The organism is Marinobacter mangrovi (genome assembly GCF_016798325.1).
Taxonomy (GTDB): domain Bacteria; phylum Pseudomonadota; class Gammaproteobacteria; order Pseudomonadales; family Oleiphilaceae; genus Marinobacter_A; species Marinobacter_A mangrovi.
The window spans coordinates 1-17217 of the sequence record NZ_JAERVO010000003.1 but is presented as its reverse complement, the minus strand read 5'-3'; the positions used below and the strand labels follow the sequence as shown (position 1 = coordinate 17217).

14 protein-coding genes are annotated in these 17217 nt (G+C 58.2%); 4 read left to right on the top strand and 10 right to left on the bottom strand.

From position 1 onward, the window contains the following. Positions 1–5: 5 nt before the first annotated feature. The 3 genes from JL474_RS09690 to JL474_RS09680 form a co-directional block, all read right to left on the bottom strand. Positions 6–1373, bottom strand: a complete 1368-nt coding sequence (locus tag JL474_RS09690; protein ID WP_203141929.1) for a CmpA/NrtA family ABC transporter substrate-binding protein — start codon at positions 1371–1373, stop codon at positions 6–8. A gap of 630 nt (positions 1374–2003) precedes the next feature. Beyond that, complete coding sequence (locus JL474_RS09685) at positions 2004–3179, bottom strand: CmpA/NrtA family ABC transporter substrate-binding protein (RefSeq protein ID WP_203141928.1); 1176 nt, start codon at positions 3177–3179, stop codon at positions 2004–2006. A 15-nt stretch (positions 3180–3194) separates the two neighbouring features. Then, positions 3195–3809 (bottom strand): ANTAR domain-containing response regulator, encoded by a 615-nt coding sequence (locus tag JL474_RS09680; protein ID WP_123636735.1) that lies wholly within the window; start codon positions 3807–3809, stop codon positions 3195–3197. A gap of 419 nt (positions 3810–4228) precedes the next feature. On the opposite strand from JL474_RS09680, the gene JL474_RS09675 reads away from it, so the two are divergent. After that, positions 4229–6877: a nitrate reductase gene (locus JL474_RS09675; RefSeq protein ID WP_203141927.1), complete on the top strand. Its 2649-nt coding sequence runs from the start codon at positions 4229–4231 to the stop codon at positions 6875–6877. Between the two features lie 7 nt (positions 6878–6884). Here JL474_RS09675 and JL474_RS09670 read toward each other — a convergent pair whose 3' ends face one another. Next, a complete protein-coding gene (locus JL474_RS09670) occupies positions 6885–7583 on the bottom strand; it encodes a hypothetical protein (RefSeq protein ID WP_236012179.1) in 699 nt (232 codons plus the stop codon). A 286-nt stretch (positions 7584–7869) separates the two neighbouring features. Here JL474_RS09670 and JL474_RS09665 point away from each other — a divergent pair, with 286 nt between their 5' ends. The 3 genes from JL474_RS09665 to JL474_RS09655 are packed head-to-tail and all read left to right on the top strand — an operon-like array spanning position 7870 to position 11178. Next, the gene (locus tag JL474_RS09665) at positions 7870–8331 is read left to right on the top strand and encodes a (2Fe-2S)-binding protein (RefSeq protein WP_123636737.1); all 462 of its coding nucleotides are present in this window, start codon (positions 7870–7872) and stop codon (positions 8329–8331) included. A 3-nt stretch (positions 8332–8334) separates the two neighbouring features. Beyond that, positions 8335–10527: a xanthine dehydrogenase family protein molybdopterin-binding subunit gene (locus JL474_RS09660; protein ID WP_203141926.1), complete on the top strand. Its 2193-nt coding sequence runs from the start codon at positions 8335–8337 to the stop codon at positions 10525–10527. Positions 10528–10539: 12 nt separating this feature from the next. Then, positions 10540–11178, top strand: a complete 639-nt coding sequence (locus JL474_RS09655) for an Isoquinoline 1-oxidoreductase subunit (protein WP_203141925.1) — start codon at positions 10540–10542, stop codon at positions 11176–11178. A gap of 85 nt (positions 11179–11263) precedes the next feature. Here JL474_RS09655 and JL474_RS09650 read toward each other — a convergent pair whose 3' ends face one another. The 6 genes from JL474_RS09650 to JL474_RS09625 form a co-directional block, all read right to left on the bottom strand. Further along, positions 11264–11725 carry a hypothetical protein gene (locus JL474_RS09650; protein WP_203141924.1) on the bottom strand — a complete coding sequence of 154 codons (462 nt, stop codon included), beginning with the start codon at positions 11723–11725 and terminating at the stop codon, positions 11264–11266. Between the two features lie 2 nt (positions 11726–11727). After that, positions 11728–12102, bottom strand: a complete 375-nt coding sequence (locus JL474_RS09645) for a hypothetical protein (RefSeq protein WP_203141923.1) — start codon at positions 12100–12102, stop codon at positions 11728–11730. Positions 12103–12689: 587 nt separating this feature from the next. Beyond that, positions 12690–13196: a hypothetical protein gene (locus JL474_RS09640; protein WP_203141922.1), complete on the bottom strand. Its 507-nt coding sequence runs from the start codon at positions 13194–13196 to the stop codon at positions 12690–12692. Between the two features lie 67 nt (positions 13197–13263). Beyond that, positions 13264–13602 (bottom strand): DUF4087 domain-containing protein, encoded by a 339-nt coding sequence (locus JL474_RS21780; protein WP_203141921.1) that lies wholly within the window; start codon positions 13600–13602, stop codon positions 13264–13266. 551 nt (positions 13603–14153) lie between these two features. After that, entirely contained in the window at positions 14154–16331 is a 2178-nt protein-coding gene (locus tag JL474_RS09630; RefSeq protein WP_203141920.1) for an N-acetylmuramidase family protein, read from the bottom strand. A gap of 5 nt (positions 16332–16336) precedes the next feature. Next, a partial coding sequence (locus JL474_RS09625) for a bacteriophage T4 gp5 trimerisation domain-containing protein (RefSeq protein WP_407944054.1) occupies positions 16337–17217 on the bottom strand: 881 nt, incomplete at its 5' end.

The following is a 17217-nucleotide window of genomic DNA, read 5'->3' as shown; positions in this document are numbered from 1 at the left end:
CCCGGTTACGGGGTCTCCTTGCCTTTCAGTCCGATGGGGAAGCTGTCGATGTAGGCGTTGGGCTGTTTTGGATCGAACGCCACACCGTCGATGAATTCACCCTCGTGCGGTCGGGTGAAGTTCTCCTTGTCGAAATCCGGAAACGCGCTGGCCGGCAGCGTGCCGTCGGCGATCAGGGACTTGGCGGCTTCCTCATAGATATCCGCGCGATAGACTTTTTTGGCGATGTCCATGTACCAGCCGTCCGACTTCTGTTCCGGAATCTGGCCCCAACGGCGCATCTGGGTCAGGTACCAGATGGCATCCGACGGGTACGGGTAGGTGGCGAAGTAGCGGAAGAAGACGTTGAAGTCGGGCACTTCACGCACGTCGCCCTTTTCGTATTCGAAGGTGCCGGTCATGGAGTTGGCGATGACTTCTTCGTCCGCACCGACGTAATTGGGTCGGGCCAGCATCTTCACCGCAGCTTCGCGGTTGGCGTTGTCGTTCTCGTCCAGCCAGTAGGCGGCGCGGATCAGGGCACGCAGCAGGTGCAGGTGGGTATTGGGGTATTTCTCGGCCCACTGCTCGGTCACGCCGAAGACCTTCTCCGGGTTGTTGGGCCAGATCTCATAGTCGGTGATCACCGGCACGCCAATGCCTTTGAACACGGCCTGCTGGTTCCACGGTTCACCCACGCAGTAGCCCTGGATGGTGCCGGCTTCCAGTGTGGAAGGCATCTGCGGCGGCGGAGTGACGGACAGTTGCACGTCCGCCTGCAGGGTGCCGCTGGTGTCGCCGTTCTGCGGCGCGTAATACCCGGGGTTCAGGCCGCCGGCTGCGAGCCAGTAGCGCAGCTCGTAGTTGTGGGTCGACACCGGGAACACCATGCCCATCTTGAACGGCTCGCCGGCGTTGCGCTGTTTCTCGACGACCGGCTTGAGCGCGGAGGCGCTGATCGGGTGCTGGGGTTTGCCGTCGGCGTTGGTCGGAATGTTCGGCTTCATCTGGTCCCAGACGCCGTCGGATACGGTGATGCCGTTGCCGTTCAGGTCCATGCTGAAGGCAGTGATGATGTTGGCCTGGGTGCCGTAGCCGATGGTGGCCCCCAGCGGTTGGCCGGCCAGCATGTGGGCACCGTCCAGTTCACCGGTGATGACCCGGTCGAGCAGGACTTTCCAGTTGGCCTGGGCTTCCAGTTCCACGAACAGGCCTTCATCCATGAAGTAGCCGTTTTCCCAGGCGACAGCCAGTGGGGCCATATCGGTGAGTTTGATAAAGCCCAGCTTGAGGTCGGGTTTTTCCGGGGGACCGATCTCGTCACCGAATGCGGTCACGGATTGTGTCAGCCCCAATACGGCAGCAAAGGTTGCTGTCAGGATACGGCTCGCCATGCGTCTCTCCTATGTCATCTTTTCCTTTGGGCATAAAAAAACGCCCACCCCCGTCGCCGGGGGCAGGCGCCAATGCCTGCAGATCGTCATCGTCTGTAGTCAAACTGTGTGGTACTGAGCCGATTCAGTACGCGTAATCGTCACTTAATCGAAAGCACGGGGCGTGCCAGTTTTAAATATTCTTTTATATCAGGGGCCTGAATGATTTTCGGGTTAACGGCATGCGAGGTGGTGGAGCCGTTTCGGGTCAGTTGTTTAGATAGTGCACCATGTGCGGGCGGTTTGGGGCGGCCGGGAAATGCGGACTTGGCTCTGAGCGTCTGGAACCCATGGAGGCCATCGCTTCCGCCGCCCTAGAGATAGATCCCTGAGTTAGAGGCCCAAGAAGCCTCTCTCCCCTCGAGGGAGAGAGGTTTGGAGAGAGGGGGACGAGGCGACAGCCTCGCAGGGCTTCCGATGGAACAAACGGGCGCCCATGGCGCCTCCCCCTCTCCCCGGCCCTCTCCCGCGAGGGGAGAGGGAGTCGGCTTGTGCAAACCGGCAACATGGGTGACACAAAGGCATCCAAGCCCTGAGAAGAGACTTGTGTATGAGCGTAGATACCGAGACGGTGCCATCGATCTCGGGCCGTCAGCCCGGCCAGTGGTGCACCTGCTCGCCGATCAGGCCGTCGCCGGCGATGTTCACCGGTCCCTCGCGACCTTCAACCATATGACTCAGGCGGTGGTGGCCCTCGGTCTTGGCGTCCATGGTGGGGGCATCGATGCCGGCGGAACTGGCGGCTTCCCGGAAGATGGCCGGTTTGACGATGCCGCGAATGTCGGCCGCCGAGGCTTCGCCCAGCTGTCCCCAGCGGGCCAGGCGCGTGGCCAGCCAGTGGGCCTGGGACAGCCACGGGAAATTGGCGCTGTCCCGGAAGAAGTGCTGGTGCAGGCGCGGATGGAACAGTGAAAACGGATGGCCGTCCAATGCCTGGACCTGGTTTCCCAGGTAACACTCATCGGACAGGATGTCCCGCAAGGCCGCGTGATGGTCGGGATCGTCCAGCCACTGGCAGGCGCTCAACAGCACGCGAATCAGCCTGCGGTGAATCTCCGGATGCTGTTCGGCCCAGTCCTGGCGCATGCCCAGGACTTTTTCGGGGGCGTTTTGCCAGATCTGGTGACCAGCGTGGAGGATGACGCCCAGGTCCTGCCATTCCAGCAGGCTGTTCCAGGGTTCGCCCACACAACAGCCTTCGATATGGCCGGCGCGGAAGGCGTCCAGCATCTGGATCGGGGACACCGGCACAATCTGGATATGGTGACGGGCATCGGGACCGGCAGTGGCGACCCAGTCGCGCAACTGCAGGTCATGGCTGGACCAGGGCGCCACCGACGCCAACTGGATCGGCGAACCCCGACGGCGGGCGACGTCCACCAGGGCCCGGGCTGACGCCAGCGGATCATTGGGATCGGCGCCAGCGGCCATCAGTTTCGGATAGAGGGACGTGGATACGGTAATGCCATTGCCGTTCCGACTCAGCACCATGCCGGTGGTGATCGGTGTGCGCGGCCGGTCGGTAGCCAGGGACATGGCCAGCGGCATGGGGGCGAGCATGTGGGCACCATCGAGCAGCCCGAACGACACCTTATCCCGCAGGGACGCCCAGGAGCCTTCCCGCACTAATTCGACGTCGAGCCCCTCGCGGAAGAACAGGCCCAGCTCATGGGCGATGATCAGCGGGGCGCTGTCGAGCAGCGGTACGAAGCCCAGTCTCAACGTGAAGCCTTTTCGCCGGCGCAACGGGATGGGATCGGATGCCATGGGATCCTTCCTTGATCAGGACGCGCGCTGTAACTTGTCGGAATCCTTGCCGAACATCTCGATCACACGCTGGGCGATCTGCCCGATGCGCTGACTGTGGTCCATCGCCGCCTTCTGCAGGACCCGGTAGGCTTCCGCTTCGTCGCAGTTCTCGCGCTTCATGATCAGGCCTTTGGCCCGGTCGATCAGCTTGCGCTCCTCCAGCTGGGTGCGCGTTTGTTCCAGTTCGTCACGCAGGGATTGGAACGCTTCGAAACGGGCGACGGCGGTGTCGATGATGCCGCGCACGTGCTGTGGCTGGACGCCGTCGACGACATAGGCGCTGACGCCGGCGCGAACCGCCGCCTGGATGGTGTTGCGGTCGCTCTGTTCCTGCGCGAAGAACACGATCGGGCGGGGCGCGTGGGCATTGAGCGTGCTCATGTTTTCCAGCGTATCCCGGTCCGGCAGGTCCATGTCGATGATGACCATGTCGGGTTCATCCCGGGCCACGGCCGCCGTCAATCCAATCGCGTTCGGGCGATGGCTGATCACCTCGTGACCTTCCGCCTCAAGGGCTTTTCGGACGACCATCGAGCGGTCGGCGTCGTTGTCGATCAGCAGGATGCGGAGTGGTTCGAATGCAGTCATGGCATGGTCCTCGTTAATCTGACTATCGCCGAAGCAAAAACCTGACCACTGCTTGCCTGTATTTTTTAAAAGATTGAATTGTCGAGATAAATTGATAGTTGAGAAAGTCATTCGGTGGTTCGAAGGGGCGTCTCAGTCGCCCAGCGGTGGTTCAAAATCAGGTGCTTTGCACTGTTTTGGGTGTGATCGGGGGCCTGAAAGCCGCATTCTCCGGCTTTTTGGGCTGGCCCTTATATTGCTTCTGACCCTCGGGTGAAGTGCAAACGATCCTCTGGGGTCCGCCACTTCCTCTCTATATTGACGTCTGGCGACGATTGAGCCTGGCAATGACGCCCGGGAGACGATGCGACAGTGGAAACGCTGTGGTGTGGTCTCCCGGGCTTTTTTTTTGGATTTTTGACCGGGAGTGAGAAACGCCCGTGAACGACAAGGCGCAAGCAACCTGCACGACCTGTCCCTATTGTGGCGTGGGCTGCGGTGTCGCGGTGACGGCCGGCGAGCCGGTACAGGGCGACACGACCCACCCGGCCAACTATGGGCGGCTGTGCGTGAAGGGATCGAGTCTCCACGAAACCCTGGGTGACAACGGGCGTCTGTTACACCCCCGGGTTCGCGGTCGGCGCACGGACTGGTCGCACGCCGTGCAGTCGGTGGCGGGGGCCATTCGCGAGGCGGTGGCGCAGCACGGTCCCGGTTCGGTGGGGTTCTACCTGTCCGGGCAGCTGCTGACCGAGGATTACTACGCCGCCAACAAGCTGGCGAAAGGGTTTATCGGCACGCCCCACGTCGACACCAACTCCCGTCTTTGTATGTCCTCCGCCGTGGCCGCCCACAAGCGGGCGTTCGGGGCCGATGTGGTACCCGGCTGTTATGACGATCTGGACATGGCCGATCTGCTGGTGCTGGTGGGCAGTAATGCCGCCTGGAACCACCCCATCCTGTTCCAGCGGATGCAGGCCGCGGCCCGCGACGGTCGCCGGGTGGTGGTCGTCGATCCGCGACAGACGGCCACCAGCGACCTGGCCGATCTGCACCTGAGCCTGCGTCCGGGCAGCGATGCCGCCCTGTTCAATGGCCTGCTCACCTGGCTGGCCGACAGGGATGCGCTCGATCAGGACTACATCGCCGCCCACTGTGACGGATTCGATGATGCCCTTGCCGCCGCCCGTCACTCGGCGCCGGATGTCGAGGCGGTTGCCGATGCCTGCGACTTGCCGGTCGACGATGTGGCCCGTTTCTTTAACTGGTTTGCGGACTCACCCCGCACCGTCACCCTGTTCTCCCAGGGTGTGAATCAGTCCAGTTCCGGCACCGACAAGGGCAACGCCATCATCAACTGCCATCTGGCTACCGGCCGGGTCGGCAAGCCCGGCGCTTCGCCCTTCTCCATTACCGGCCAGCCCAACGCCATGGGCGGGCGCGAAGTCGGTGGCCTGGCCAACACGCTGGCGGCCCACATGGACTACCAGAGCGACGCGGATCGCGATCGGGTGCAGCGCTTCTGGCGCTCGCCCGGCCTGGCCGATGGTCCCGGATACAAGGCCGTGGACCTGTTCGACGCAGTGCATCGCGGTGAGATCAAGGTCCTGTGGATCATGGCCACCAACCCGGCGGTCAGTCTGCCGGACAACGCCCGGGTGCGGGAAGCGCTGGCCCGTTGTCCCACCGTCGTCGTCTCGGACTGCGTCGCCGAGACGGACACCACGGCCTACGCCGACATCCTGCTGCCGGCGATGGGCTGGGGCGAAAAGGACGGCACCGTGACCAATTCCGAACGGCGTATTTCCCGCCAGCGGGCCTTCCTGCCGCCCACAGGCGAGGCCCGGCCGGACTGGTGGATCATCAGTGAAGTGGCCCGCGAGCTGGGCTACGGCGATGCCTTCAGCTACACCGCGCCGGTCGATGTGTTTCGCGAGCATGCCGCGCTGTCGGCGTTTGAGAACGACGGACGCCCGTTCGACCTGGCTGGCTTCAAGCATGTGGATTCCGAGAGCTATGATGCGCTGGCGCCGATCCAGTGGCCCGTCAATCAACGGTATCCGCAAGGCCGATCCCGGCTCTTCGACGATGGCTGCTTCGCCACCCCAAGCGGTCGTGCTCAATTCGTTGCCATTACCCCGGATCAGCCTGTGCAACAGCCGGATCGCGACTTCCCGATGGTGGTTAATAGCGGTCGCATCCGCGATCAGTGGCACACCATGACCCGGACCGGGCGCGCGGCGCGGCTTTGGCAGCACCGGGCGGAGCCGTTCATCGATGTGCACCCGGAGGATCTGGAACGACTTGGCCTCAAGGCGGGTCAACTGGGTCGTTTGGAGGGGCCCCGGGGCGCGTTTGTCGGTCGCCTGCAGGCGGTGGCGGAGCAGCGCCCCGGTGAGGTGTTCGTTCCCATCCATTGGAACCGGCTATACGCCGGCCAGGCCCTGGCCTCGGACCTGATGGCGGCTGTGGTGGATCCGGTATCCGGCCAGCCGGAGTCCAAGCACGGCGTGGCACAACTGAGCGCGGCGCCGGTGCGCTGGCAGGCCCGTCTGTTGTGTCGGCCCGGACACACTGGCGTGTGGCGGGCGGATCACTGGTCGCGGGTGCCGCTGGACGGCTGTGAGAGCTGGTGGCTGGCCGGCGAGGACAACGCCGACTGGCCCGACTGGGCGTCCCGCTGGCTGGGCGGTCAGCCGCAGGTGGAAATGCACGATGCCGGTGCGGGTCGCTATCGCGCCGCGCGTTTCCATCAGGGGCAGCTGCTGGCGGTGTTGATTGCCGAACCGGCGGACAGCCCGTTCCCGGATCTGGCGTGGCTGGCGACCTGTTTTGAACGGAATGACCTGACGGCTGCCGATCGGCGGGCGATCCTGGCCGGGCGCGATGCGGATCTGCCGGACATCGGGCCGGTGATCTGCAGCTGTTTCCAGATCGGGCAGAAGCAGATCGAGGCGGCCATTGGGGATGGCTCGGATTCCCCAGAGGCCCTGGGGCGACAGTTGAAGTGCGGTACCAACTGCGGGTCCTGTATACCGGAGCTGCGCAAGCTGATCGAAACCACGCAGATCGCGGCGGAAGCGGAGTAACCGGCTGTCAGCGGCTGTGGCGCATCATGGAAACCGGAACCCGGTAGCGCGCCCCGCGCCAGCGCCCGGTGCCCTGCACCGTGCAGGTTCGCCGGTTCACCCGAATAATCCGACCTTCGCGCTGGCGGGGCGCCTGGCCAAACTGGACGGTATCGCCGACGGCAAATCGCGAGAGTTGGTCGCGCACGTCGTCCAGCGTCATGATCGACCGGGGCAGCTCAATGCCCTGCTGTTGACTCTTCTCCATCAAAAACGCCCGCACGGCCTCGGCGCCGCCACTGGCGTGCATTTCATCGAGAATCCGGTAAAACGCCGCGTTGTGCACTGAGCCATGATGACGTTCGCCACTGACGTTCTGCAGCAGGTGAGCGAACTCGTGGCAACAGGTGTGCGCCAGCAGGTTGCAGGTGGACACCTCACCTTCAAAGTAGTCCCGGCCCTGGATTTCCCGCGTCGACAGCCAGCCCTGACTGGTGATCCCCTCGAACTTCGCGGCCACCATCTGGCGGCCGTAGGTGATGGTATGCCGACGACTGTGCGGATCGAACTTGTGGTAGGTCGCCTGACCGCTACCGGCACGGCACTTCAGCTCGCTCCCGGCATGGCGGGCCTGCACCCACTCGCGGGCCGGCCCCCAGAGGATGGCTTCGGTGGCGGCCCCCATCAGGAGGGCAACGCGATGAGCGGTTTCAGGTGCGATGGACATGGCCCGGGCGGAGACAGTGAATAAACGCCTGCATAATGGCGTGCGCCGGGAATGCCTGCAACCCCGGAGCTTGCCCGTTTCTGCAGCAGGAATTGCCAAGGATTAGAGTTGTACCCCGCTGGTACGCAAGCTAGCTTTATAGCCACCCCTGCGTTCTGATCGGCAGCAATTTCCGAGAACCCGCCGATCATCGGTAGCACGACAATAACGATTCCCCTGGCGACGGCAAACTGATCTGTGCGACGGATCGTAACGTCTGGATCGACCGGGATTGAGGAGAGAGATCATGGCGATCAGTTTCGAGCTGAATGGCAAGGAAGTGTCGGCCGACGTGGAGCCGGACACCCCGTTGCTCTGGGTCCTGCGGGACCATTTCAAGCTGACAGGCACCAAGTTTGGCTGCGGCATTGCCCAATGCGGCGCCTGCACGGTGCACCTGAACGGCCTGACCCGCCGTTCCTGCATCACCCCCATTTCCCAGGTCGACGGCGGTACGGTCACCACCATTGAAGGGGTGTCCGGTGAGGAAGCCCGCGCGATCCAGGACGCCTGGGTCGCCCTGGATGTGCCCCAGTGCGGCTTTTGCCAATCCGGGCAGGTGATGTCGGCCACCGCCTTGCTGCGGGAGATTCCCAAGCCGACGGACGAGAACATCGATCAGGCCATGGCCGGTAACATCTGCCGCTGCGCCACGTACGTGCGAATCCGCAAGGCCATTCACCGGGCATCGGATTCAATGGAGGGCTGATCCATGACGCGTCAACCTGAAACAACAGCAACCGGCGGCCTGACCCGTCGTGGCTTTCTTAAGGGTGCCGCGGCTTCGGCGGCCAGCCTGGTCATCGGCGTTCACCTGCCCAACCGGGCGTGGGCCGAAGACGGCGTGGAACCCGCAGCCGGGGCGTTTGCCCCTAACGCCTTTGTGCGGATTGACCCGGACAGCACAGTTACCGTCATCGTCAAACACATCGAATTCGGCCAGGGCCCGGTGACGGGGCTGTCGACCCTGGTCGCGGAAGAACTGGATGCCGACTGGCTGCAGATGCGCGCCGAACTGGCGCCCGCAGACACCGCCAAGTACACCAACAAACTGTTTGGCTTGCAGGGCACCGGCGGCTCCACCGCCATGGCCAGCTCCTTCGAGCCCATGCGCAAGGCCGGTGCGGCGGCCCGAGCCGTGCTGGTGCAGGCGGCAGCCAACCGGTGGGGTGTCGATCCCGGCGAGATCACGATTGAGCGCGGCACGCTGAGCGATGGTTCCGGGAGTCACAAGGCCTCATTCGGCGATCTGGTGGCCGACGCCGCCAAGTTGGAAGTGCCCGGCGATCCCAAGCTGAAATCCCCGGACCAGTTCCGCCTGATCGGCACCCAGGTTGGCAAGCTGGATACGCCGGAAAAAAGTAACGGCAAGCAGATCTTTACCCTGGATCTGTACCCGGATGACCTGATCACGGCGACCATCCTTCATCCGCCTCAGTTTGGTGCCAAGGTGGCCTCCGTCGACGACAGTGCGGCCCGTGCCGTAAAAGGCGTGATCGATGTGAAAACCGTGCCCGCCGGTGTGGCCGTCTACGCGGAAAACACCCATGCGGCACTCAAGGGGCGCAAAGCGCTGAAAGTCCAGTGGGACAGCAGCGGCGCCGAGACCCGTTCCACCCTGCAGATGGAACGGGAGTACAGCCAGGCCGCCAAAAAACCGGGCCTGGATGCCCGCAGCGACGGCGACGTCGAAAAGGCGCTGGGCTCTGCGGATACGGTCATTGAAGCCGAATATTTCTTCCCTTTCCTCGCTCATGCCCCAATGGAAACCCTCGATGCGGTCATCCAGTTCAAGGAGGGGCAGGTCACCGCCTGGATGGGTACCCAGATCCAGACCCTCGACCGGGGCGGCCTGGCCCGGGTGTTTGGTGTCGATAAAGAAAAGGTCCTGCTGTACACCCAGTATGCCGGTGGCAGCTTTGGTCGCCGGGCTCAACCGGGCGCGGACTTTGCCGTCGAAGCCGCACAGGTCACCAAAGCGCTGGATACGGACCGGCCGGTCAAACTGATGTGGACCCGGGAAAACGATATCCAGGGCGGTCGCTATCGGCCGCTGGCGATACATCGCCTGCGCGGAGGCCTGGACAAGGATGGCAACGTCGTCGCCTGGGACCAGCAGATCGCCGTACAGTCCTTCATGAAGGGAACGCCCTTTGAGGATTTCATGATCAAGGACGGCATCGACGCCAGCGCTGTGGAAGGTTCCAAGGAACTGCCCTACGCCATCCCCAACCTGCGTGTCGGCCAGCATCTGATGGACAACGGCGTGCCCACCCTGTGGTGGCGCTCGGTTGAACACACCCACAACGCCTACGCCAATGAAACCTTCCTGGACGAGCTGTTCGAGCGGGCCGGTACGGATCCGGTGGAAGGTCGGCTTGCTCTGTTGGGCGATAAACATCCCCGGCACAGCGGCGTCCTGAAAAAAGTCGCCGAGATGGTGAAGAAGGCCGGCGACGTGCCCGAAGGGCGCCAGCGGGGCGTAGCGGTGCACAAGAGCTTCGGCAGCTATGTGGCGCAGATCGCCGAAGTGTCCAAAAACGCGGCCGGTGAGCCGCGGGTTCACAGGATGTGGTGTGCTGTGGACTGCGGCGTGCCCGTCAATCCGGACGTGATCCGGGCCCAGATGGAAGGGGGCATGGGGTACGGCATCGGCGCCGTGCTCTATGATGCCATTTCCCTGAGCGACGGCGGCTATGTGGAGCAGTCCAACTTCGACCGCTACCGCTCGATACGTATCAATGAAATGCCCGACATCGAAGTCGAGGTGATCCGGTCCACCGAACCGCCTACCGGCGTGGGCGAACCGGGGACGCCGCCATCCGGTCCGGCCATCGCCAATGCCTGGCGCCGCCTGACCGGTCAATCCGTCCACCGGCTGCCGCTGGTTCCGATCACCGCGTAAGGAGACAACACCGTGAAACGTATCGTGATTGCCATTGGCTGCGCCGCGCTGGTGTCGCTGGGTCTCTGCCTGAAGATCGGCACCGCCATCGCCGCGGACAGCGAGGCCGCCAAGGCCCAGACCCTCCAATCCCCGGAAGACTTCGCCAACATCCGCGACGAGTCCAAGCGCTCCGTCGCGATGTTCAACGAAATGGGCAAAGTGCTCACCCACCCCCGTTGCGTGTCCTGTCACCCCCGCGGTGACAGCCCGCTGCAGGGTATGGACCTGCACAAACACGAACCGCCCATCGTCCGCGGCGCCGGCGGCATGGGCGCCCCAGGTATGCGCTGCTCCACCTGCCACGGCGACGACAACGTCGCCTTCAGCACCGAAGAAGGCTCCATCCCCGGCCATCCCGGCTGGCGGCTGGCGCCCAAATCCATGGCCTGGGAAGGCAAGAGCCTGGGCGAAATCTGCCGTCAGCTGAAAGACCAGGACCGCAGCCACATGACCCTGGAAGAACTGCAAAAGCACAACGCCACAGACGGCCTGGTCGGCTGGGGTTGGCATCCAGGCGAAGGGCGGATACCCGTGCCCGGAACGCAGAAGATCTTTGGGGAGTTGACTCAGGCCTGGATTGATACGGGGGCGGTTTGTCCTGAGGGGTAGGCGAGCATAAATACGAGCTATGTACGGCTTGCGCTCTGCGAGATTAATGAGGCGATCGAACCTCACGAAAAGGGTTGAATTGCCTCTAGTCTCCGCAGTGTTCCAGATTCATCGTGTGTTGATTGGTTTGAAGGACATAATCGGCATCGTCTGCCCAAATATCGCTCTCTGCGACCGAGTCGTAGAATCCATTCCATGTGAAGAGCATTCCCCCATCCTCCAACAGCTTACCTGTTGCTATGGGGTTCTTTTTGGAGAAAGAATCCCACTTCAGCATCATTCCACCTCGTCCGAGATCTTCGGGTTCGGCGTAAAAGAAACTATAGGTGCCGTCCGCAAGTATGACATTTGAGGAAATAGTAATTTGATTGCTGGATACAACCAGGGTGGCGTGATGCGGGTCCGAAAACTCGACCCTGCCCAACCCTGAGTGGCAATCGAGGGCCCAGTTGTCTGCGTGTGCTGTAAATGAGATGAATGCTAGGAGTATCGAAAGAACAGTTGCGATAATTCTCCGGCACGCTTGAGGGAGTTCTACAGCCTCCAAAACTAGTTCTTTCCAGTCGCTGCACAGGTGATTTCTTCGTTGTATACATCGATGGAGCATTCTTGCTCATTCCAGGGAGCTGCGGCAATAAAGCGGACTCCACTGACGTCCACTGTAATATTGGTTGCATAAACTGAGGGGGCATCTCGCTCAAGGTTGATGCCTGAACTCCCCAGTTCGCAGTACCGCTTTTTGCTGCCTTTTATGACGTCAACAGTGATGCACGGGTCGGATTTTAAGACATATGCCGCAAAGTGCTCTCGTCCTGAATTCAGACGGTAATCTGTACCATAGAACCTGTATTCAGAAAGCGTGGCTGACGCTAAGTTGGTGCTTAAGGTAGCCATGAGCACAAAGGGGAATGCGTGTTGTTTCATTTTTTTTACGCTTGGGTTGCATGTGGCAATTTCAGTTGTCGTCAGAACGGTTTGCCTCGAAAGGTAGTCGGCAATTTTTTATATTTTTAAATACATCTTTATCGATTTTTTTGTTAGTTAAAAATTTGAATCGTTTTTCTCCGTTTAGTGTGATTTCAAATTCTGAAATATTGGTGATTTCATCTAGAAATAAGTTCCATTTTTTTGGAACCACTCTCGCTCTTTAAGTCGCTCGGTATCTCGTGGTTAATACCGTTTGTCGTTATCGAAAATTCTTTCGAATTAGAGGGGGAGAATTGTTCTCTTTCTCTGGTGATAAGCATTGCTGAAGTCAGGCTGCCGTTTGGGCTGGCTCCAACATCACAACTAATTATGAACGTGTCATGATTGTCATTGGTAATGATTCTTTGAACTATACCGTTTCCGAAGCCGATTTTCCACTAGCCTCCATAGAGCAGGGTCGGTGTTGTTGCTGTTATTAATAAAATAAGTGCTCGGCTAAATATACTGCTCGGCGATCTCCATGGTTTTGATCTTCGGCTGTTGATTATTCTGAGATTTCTTAAAGGGTTTGGTGGGGTGTTCGGCTAATCATTGTTTGCCTCAGCCTTGCTCATTTTGTAAAGCCATCCGTCATACATTTCCCAGAGTTGACCGTTAACCACCTCTAGATTGAAATAAGGCTCTTTCGTGTCCTTGTCAGGGTCATATACATGCAGGACTTTTATTGATTTCCTGTCCAAGCCGAATCCATAGAAATTGCTCCAGTGATTGACGCTTATATCACGCTCTTTGGCTGATGAGTAACAGGAAATCTTGTATGACGGATTGGTGATGAGGATATCTTTCAAATGGAACTGGTTGGTGCCGATAAGCGCAGTTTTTCCTATATGCCTTTTAGCAACAGCGTCTGATGTCAATCCTCCGCCGTATCGGGTGGCATCTGTAGTGATGTATTCCGAGTAGAAATCATCCAGATTTTGATTTTTACAAGTAAAGCCAGACCTTCTATCTTCTGCAGCCACTCCATTTAACGATGTTGCAGCAAAAAATAAAATGAAAATGCCTTTCAATGTTGACTTTTGTCTATGCATGGCGCCGAAAATTTCCGGATTTCCAGCATGATAATGACTTTACAGCCGATTTTAAATCGGATCAGTATTACTTGCTTCGTGTGTCTTGATTAAAGTCAAGGTTTCTGTGCTCAAGATCTCTGTCCGTATTGCATCTAATGAGTGGAAGCTGTTTATAGAAAATGATGCTATTCACACTATGGTGGTTTTCGTCAGTCTCAGCAGATATGCAGGCGCACGAATATCCATATCCGTGATTCATGTTTACAAACTCTGATTCATCGGTTGGTGTCAGGAACTCCGAGTTTTCTGCACGCTTACCACCCTGCTCGGCGATAACCCACACTGCATCGCGGTCGATCAGCCAATAATTTCCTGGTGAGGGGTTGTCCAGCCAGCCGCATCTGTATTCTTGTGCTCGAGTCATTGAAGTCAGGAATATGAGACCGCAAGCTATAAATATAAGAGGTAAATTAGGCATGGGTTAATCGATGAATCAACATGGCATGCGATCATGCTATCTAGTTTACGGGCTGCGATTTATAGTTTTCGCACATCTCATTGTCAACGTCACATGGCAATTCGGATTTTAGAGTTGCCAGTTTATCGATTGAAGTATCTATGCATTCTATATTTGCAATAATGTTATTTGGATTGCCCTTCGCTACTCTTACTCCGCTTTTTGTTTCAGGGGATTGATTCCCGTCCCATTCACTAAATAGTATGTATTTGTAATCGCCTGTTTTGAATGAGACTCGCACGTAACTCATTGATGGTCTGGATAGCTCAAAAAACTTGAAATTGCTGCCTTTGTACTGCAGTTCGACATTCTTCTCTCTAGAAAAAGTGTAAATTAGCTCTTTGTTGTCAATGCTTCTCAGTGTAATAGAGGTGCTGTTTCTTCCCTGACAAGAAAATAATGTATCCGCCGGTAAGATGGCTGCATACAAAAATGTTATTGACAGAAGAGCTATACTTCTAAATCTGTTTGAGTTTTTCATAATTTTCTTTCATTTCTTTGTCGTAATCGTCTTGGTTCGGCCCGTTGTACCCTAGAGCAAATTCAAGCCAGTTTTTGTTTTTTAATGCTTTATGGACAGAAGGTTTTGATTTTATATAATTAACCAGTGCCTTGAGATGGTTTTTTTCTGACTTGGACATTGCTTTGACGAAATCTTCGACTGTGGGGTAGCCAGCAGATGAATGATATCTTCCCATTATCTGAAATTTTCCCCACGACGCCGACTTTAGTGCCTCAGAAGGTGCCAGATCATAAGCTGTGAGAAGCTTGTCATATTGATCGCTGAATAAGCCATATCCGCCTGGTGTTGGATTCGATACAAGCGGGAAGCTTTGGTCAAATCTACCAGATGTGAGTTCGCTGAAGAAATGGCGCTCATATAATATTGATGGGATTTTAGAGCCTTCCGTAGTTGTGTAAAAGCTACCCGTGCTTTTGGTTTCCGCTTGAGCTATTGCTTGTAATGCCTCTGGTTCGCAGTTTAGATCATTTGCCGCATCTTTGTAATCCGCTTCGGTTATGGTTTCTCCGCTGTATATATCAAGGAATTTGAGATCAACAATTTTTCCCTTAAACTTTCGGGTAGGATGTTTTTTGTTGATCTCATAAAGATTTTTTGAGCTAGGATAAATGTGCCATACGAGTGGGCTGCGTAACTCTAGAGTTGTCATTTTATCCATCCAGCTTAGCTGGGTCGCTCGTTCGACTTCGTGATCTATCAAGGCATGACTTTTTGGTGATGTATATAGCACCCTAAATCTATTTATCATCGCTTCGGACTTGGGGGCCCACCATTCACTATTATGTTTAGCAACCACTCTGTGGCGCTCGTCTGCATTAGAGGGCCTCGTTAGCGTATCGCGCACCGTCTGCGCGTCAAGCTCTTCCGGTTGCGCACTGTCACTGGATGAGCAAAGCGACCGAAAAAAATCGGGCACTTTTTCCGGATCAAGAACACCATCGCAATCGCTACCATCAACCAGTCTAAAACCCTCATCCTGCCATTTTTTTGATTTGACGACGTCCTCGACGTCATCTTCCGGGCTGAACACTTCCAGATGAATCATGGCATTGCCGGTTTTCCCACCGTCCAGACTGGCGGGGCTTTCATAGAGACCTAGATAGCCAATGGTATCGCCCGCACGGATCGGAACCGGGTTTGGAAGTTCGTAAAGTTTATCCAGTTGGGTAGGCGTTTCGGAAATGATATCGATGTACTGTTCTTCGACGCAAACCCACTGGCTTCGGCCTGATTCGGGGAGTTCACAGCGGGCCATCTTGCGGGCTTTGCCACCGATTTCCTGGAACTGGACCCGATGGGCATCGAAGCGGATTTTTGTGCCGGCGCTGATGGAGTGAGCCGGATCGCCCGCCAGTTTGAATCCGGTTTGCACCTTGTTCGGTTTAGGATCGGCGCGACCGTTCATTTTTTCTTTGACTGTGGCTTCGACCTGATCGTAAATCCAGTTCGGTCGGCTGACCGAAATCTGTTCCATGACCGTTTCATCTTTGGCAATCCACAGGGTGTCCGTGCCCTTGGTCGCCAGAACCTGACTGTTGCTCACACCCTCCGAAAGCATCCGAATACGCATGAAATCGTAGGCAACGCCGTTGATTTGCCCCTGTTGAATGGCTTCTCCCGCGACCGGCTCAAAGGTTTCGCCCACGGGCAGCGTCGCTGCGGGGACTTGCTGGCCGTTTTGGGGCACACTATTGCGCACGTTTCTGCGTTGGTTCAGACGATAACGCTCGGTGGACGGCCACTGCTTCCAGGGGCAAAGGTGCATGTACAGGGAATAGTAGGTAAACCCCTGCTTTTGGCCTTTGTCGTCTTCCTGCTCGTAATGATGGCGGACTAAACAGAAGCTGTTGGAGTAATTTAGGGTTTCACCTTTGAATTCAGAGGTGAGGTAGTCCTCCATCATGCGGTAGGCGACCACTTCGCCATCGGCAATGCAACGGACCGGATAGGTGTCCTTCGCCCAGGGCGCGCTGTCTTCACTGATGTGAATGCCGCCGTGCCAGGTCTGAGTGGTGAGAAGGTACAGGTCGTCACCCGCATCCTGAATCAGTTTGCTCAGTTCCTCGGCGTTTTCGAATTCTGTGCCGTCCTGCTTGACTATCGGCAACCGCATGAATATCAGTCCTTCCTAACCATTGAGAACAGGACAAAGCCTTCGTCGTTCTGTTCCTTGTCGTCTTCCTGAGTGACTTTGCTTGCCGCACTTGCCGCACTTGCCGCACTTGCCGCACTTGCCGCACTTGCCGCACTTGCCGCCGTGGATGCGCCGTTGGTGGTTGCTGCCAGCGCTGTAGAAGAGGCCGTAGCGGATGAGGTGGCCTGGGCTGCTGTGGTAGCCGTAGCTTCGGGAGTCGCGTCCGCCGAAGCGATGGCGCGAGTTGACGTATCAGCGAGCGCATCAGGCTTCACGGAGCTATTGGCATTTTTGTCCAGGACTTGCGGGGCGGTGGGTGTGGCTGCCGCTGCAGCGGTTCCGCTCCCCGGCGCCCCGCCGGAATTCATCTTGATCATCGGCCCGGAGACGGTGACGCCGCTGGGGTCGACTTTGACGAAGCTACCGCCGGCCTTGAGGGTGATTTCGGCGCCGGCCTCGACGACGATTTTCATGCCCGCTTTATGGTGGATCTCGGTGCCCGCTTCCACCAGCTGGGCTTTGCCCTGTTTGCTATGGTGGGTACCGCCCACCGTCAGGCTCATGTCCTTTCCGATTTTCTCCCGCTTCTCCCCATCGATGGTGCTGTGGTCGTTGGCCTTGATGTGGGCATAGCGGTCGTTGTCGACGGTGAGGTGGCTGTCGTGGTGGACCACCTCGGTGCGGTCGTTCTCGGTCAGCAGGTCCAGGTCCTTCTGGGCGTGGACGTAGATCTGTTCCTTGTCCGCCTCGTCCTCGAAGCGCAGTTCGTTGCTGCCCTCGCCCTTGTGGGTCTGGGTCTTCAGGGTCGTTCGGGTCTTGTGCTCCGGCAGCGCGTAGGGCGGCGTGTTGGTGGCGTGATAGGTGC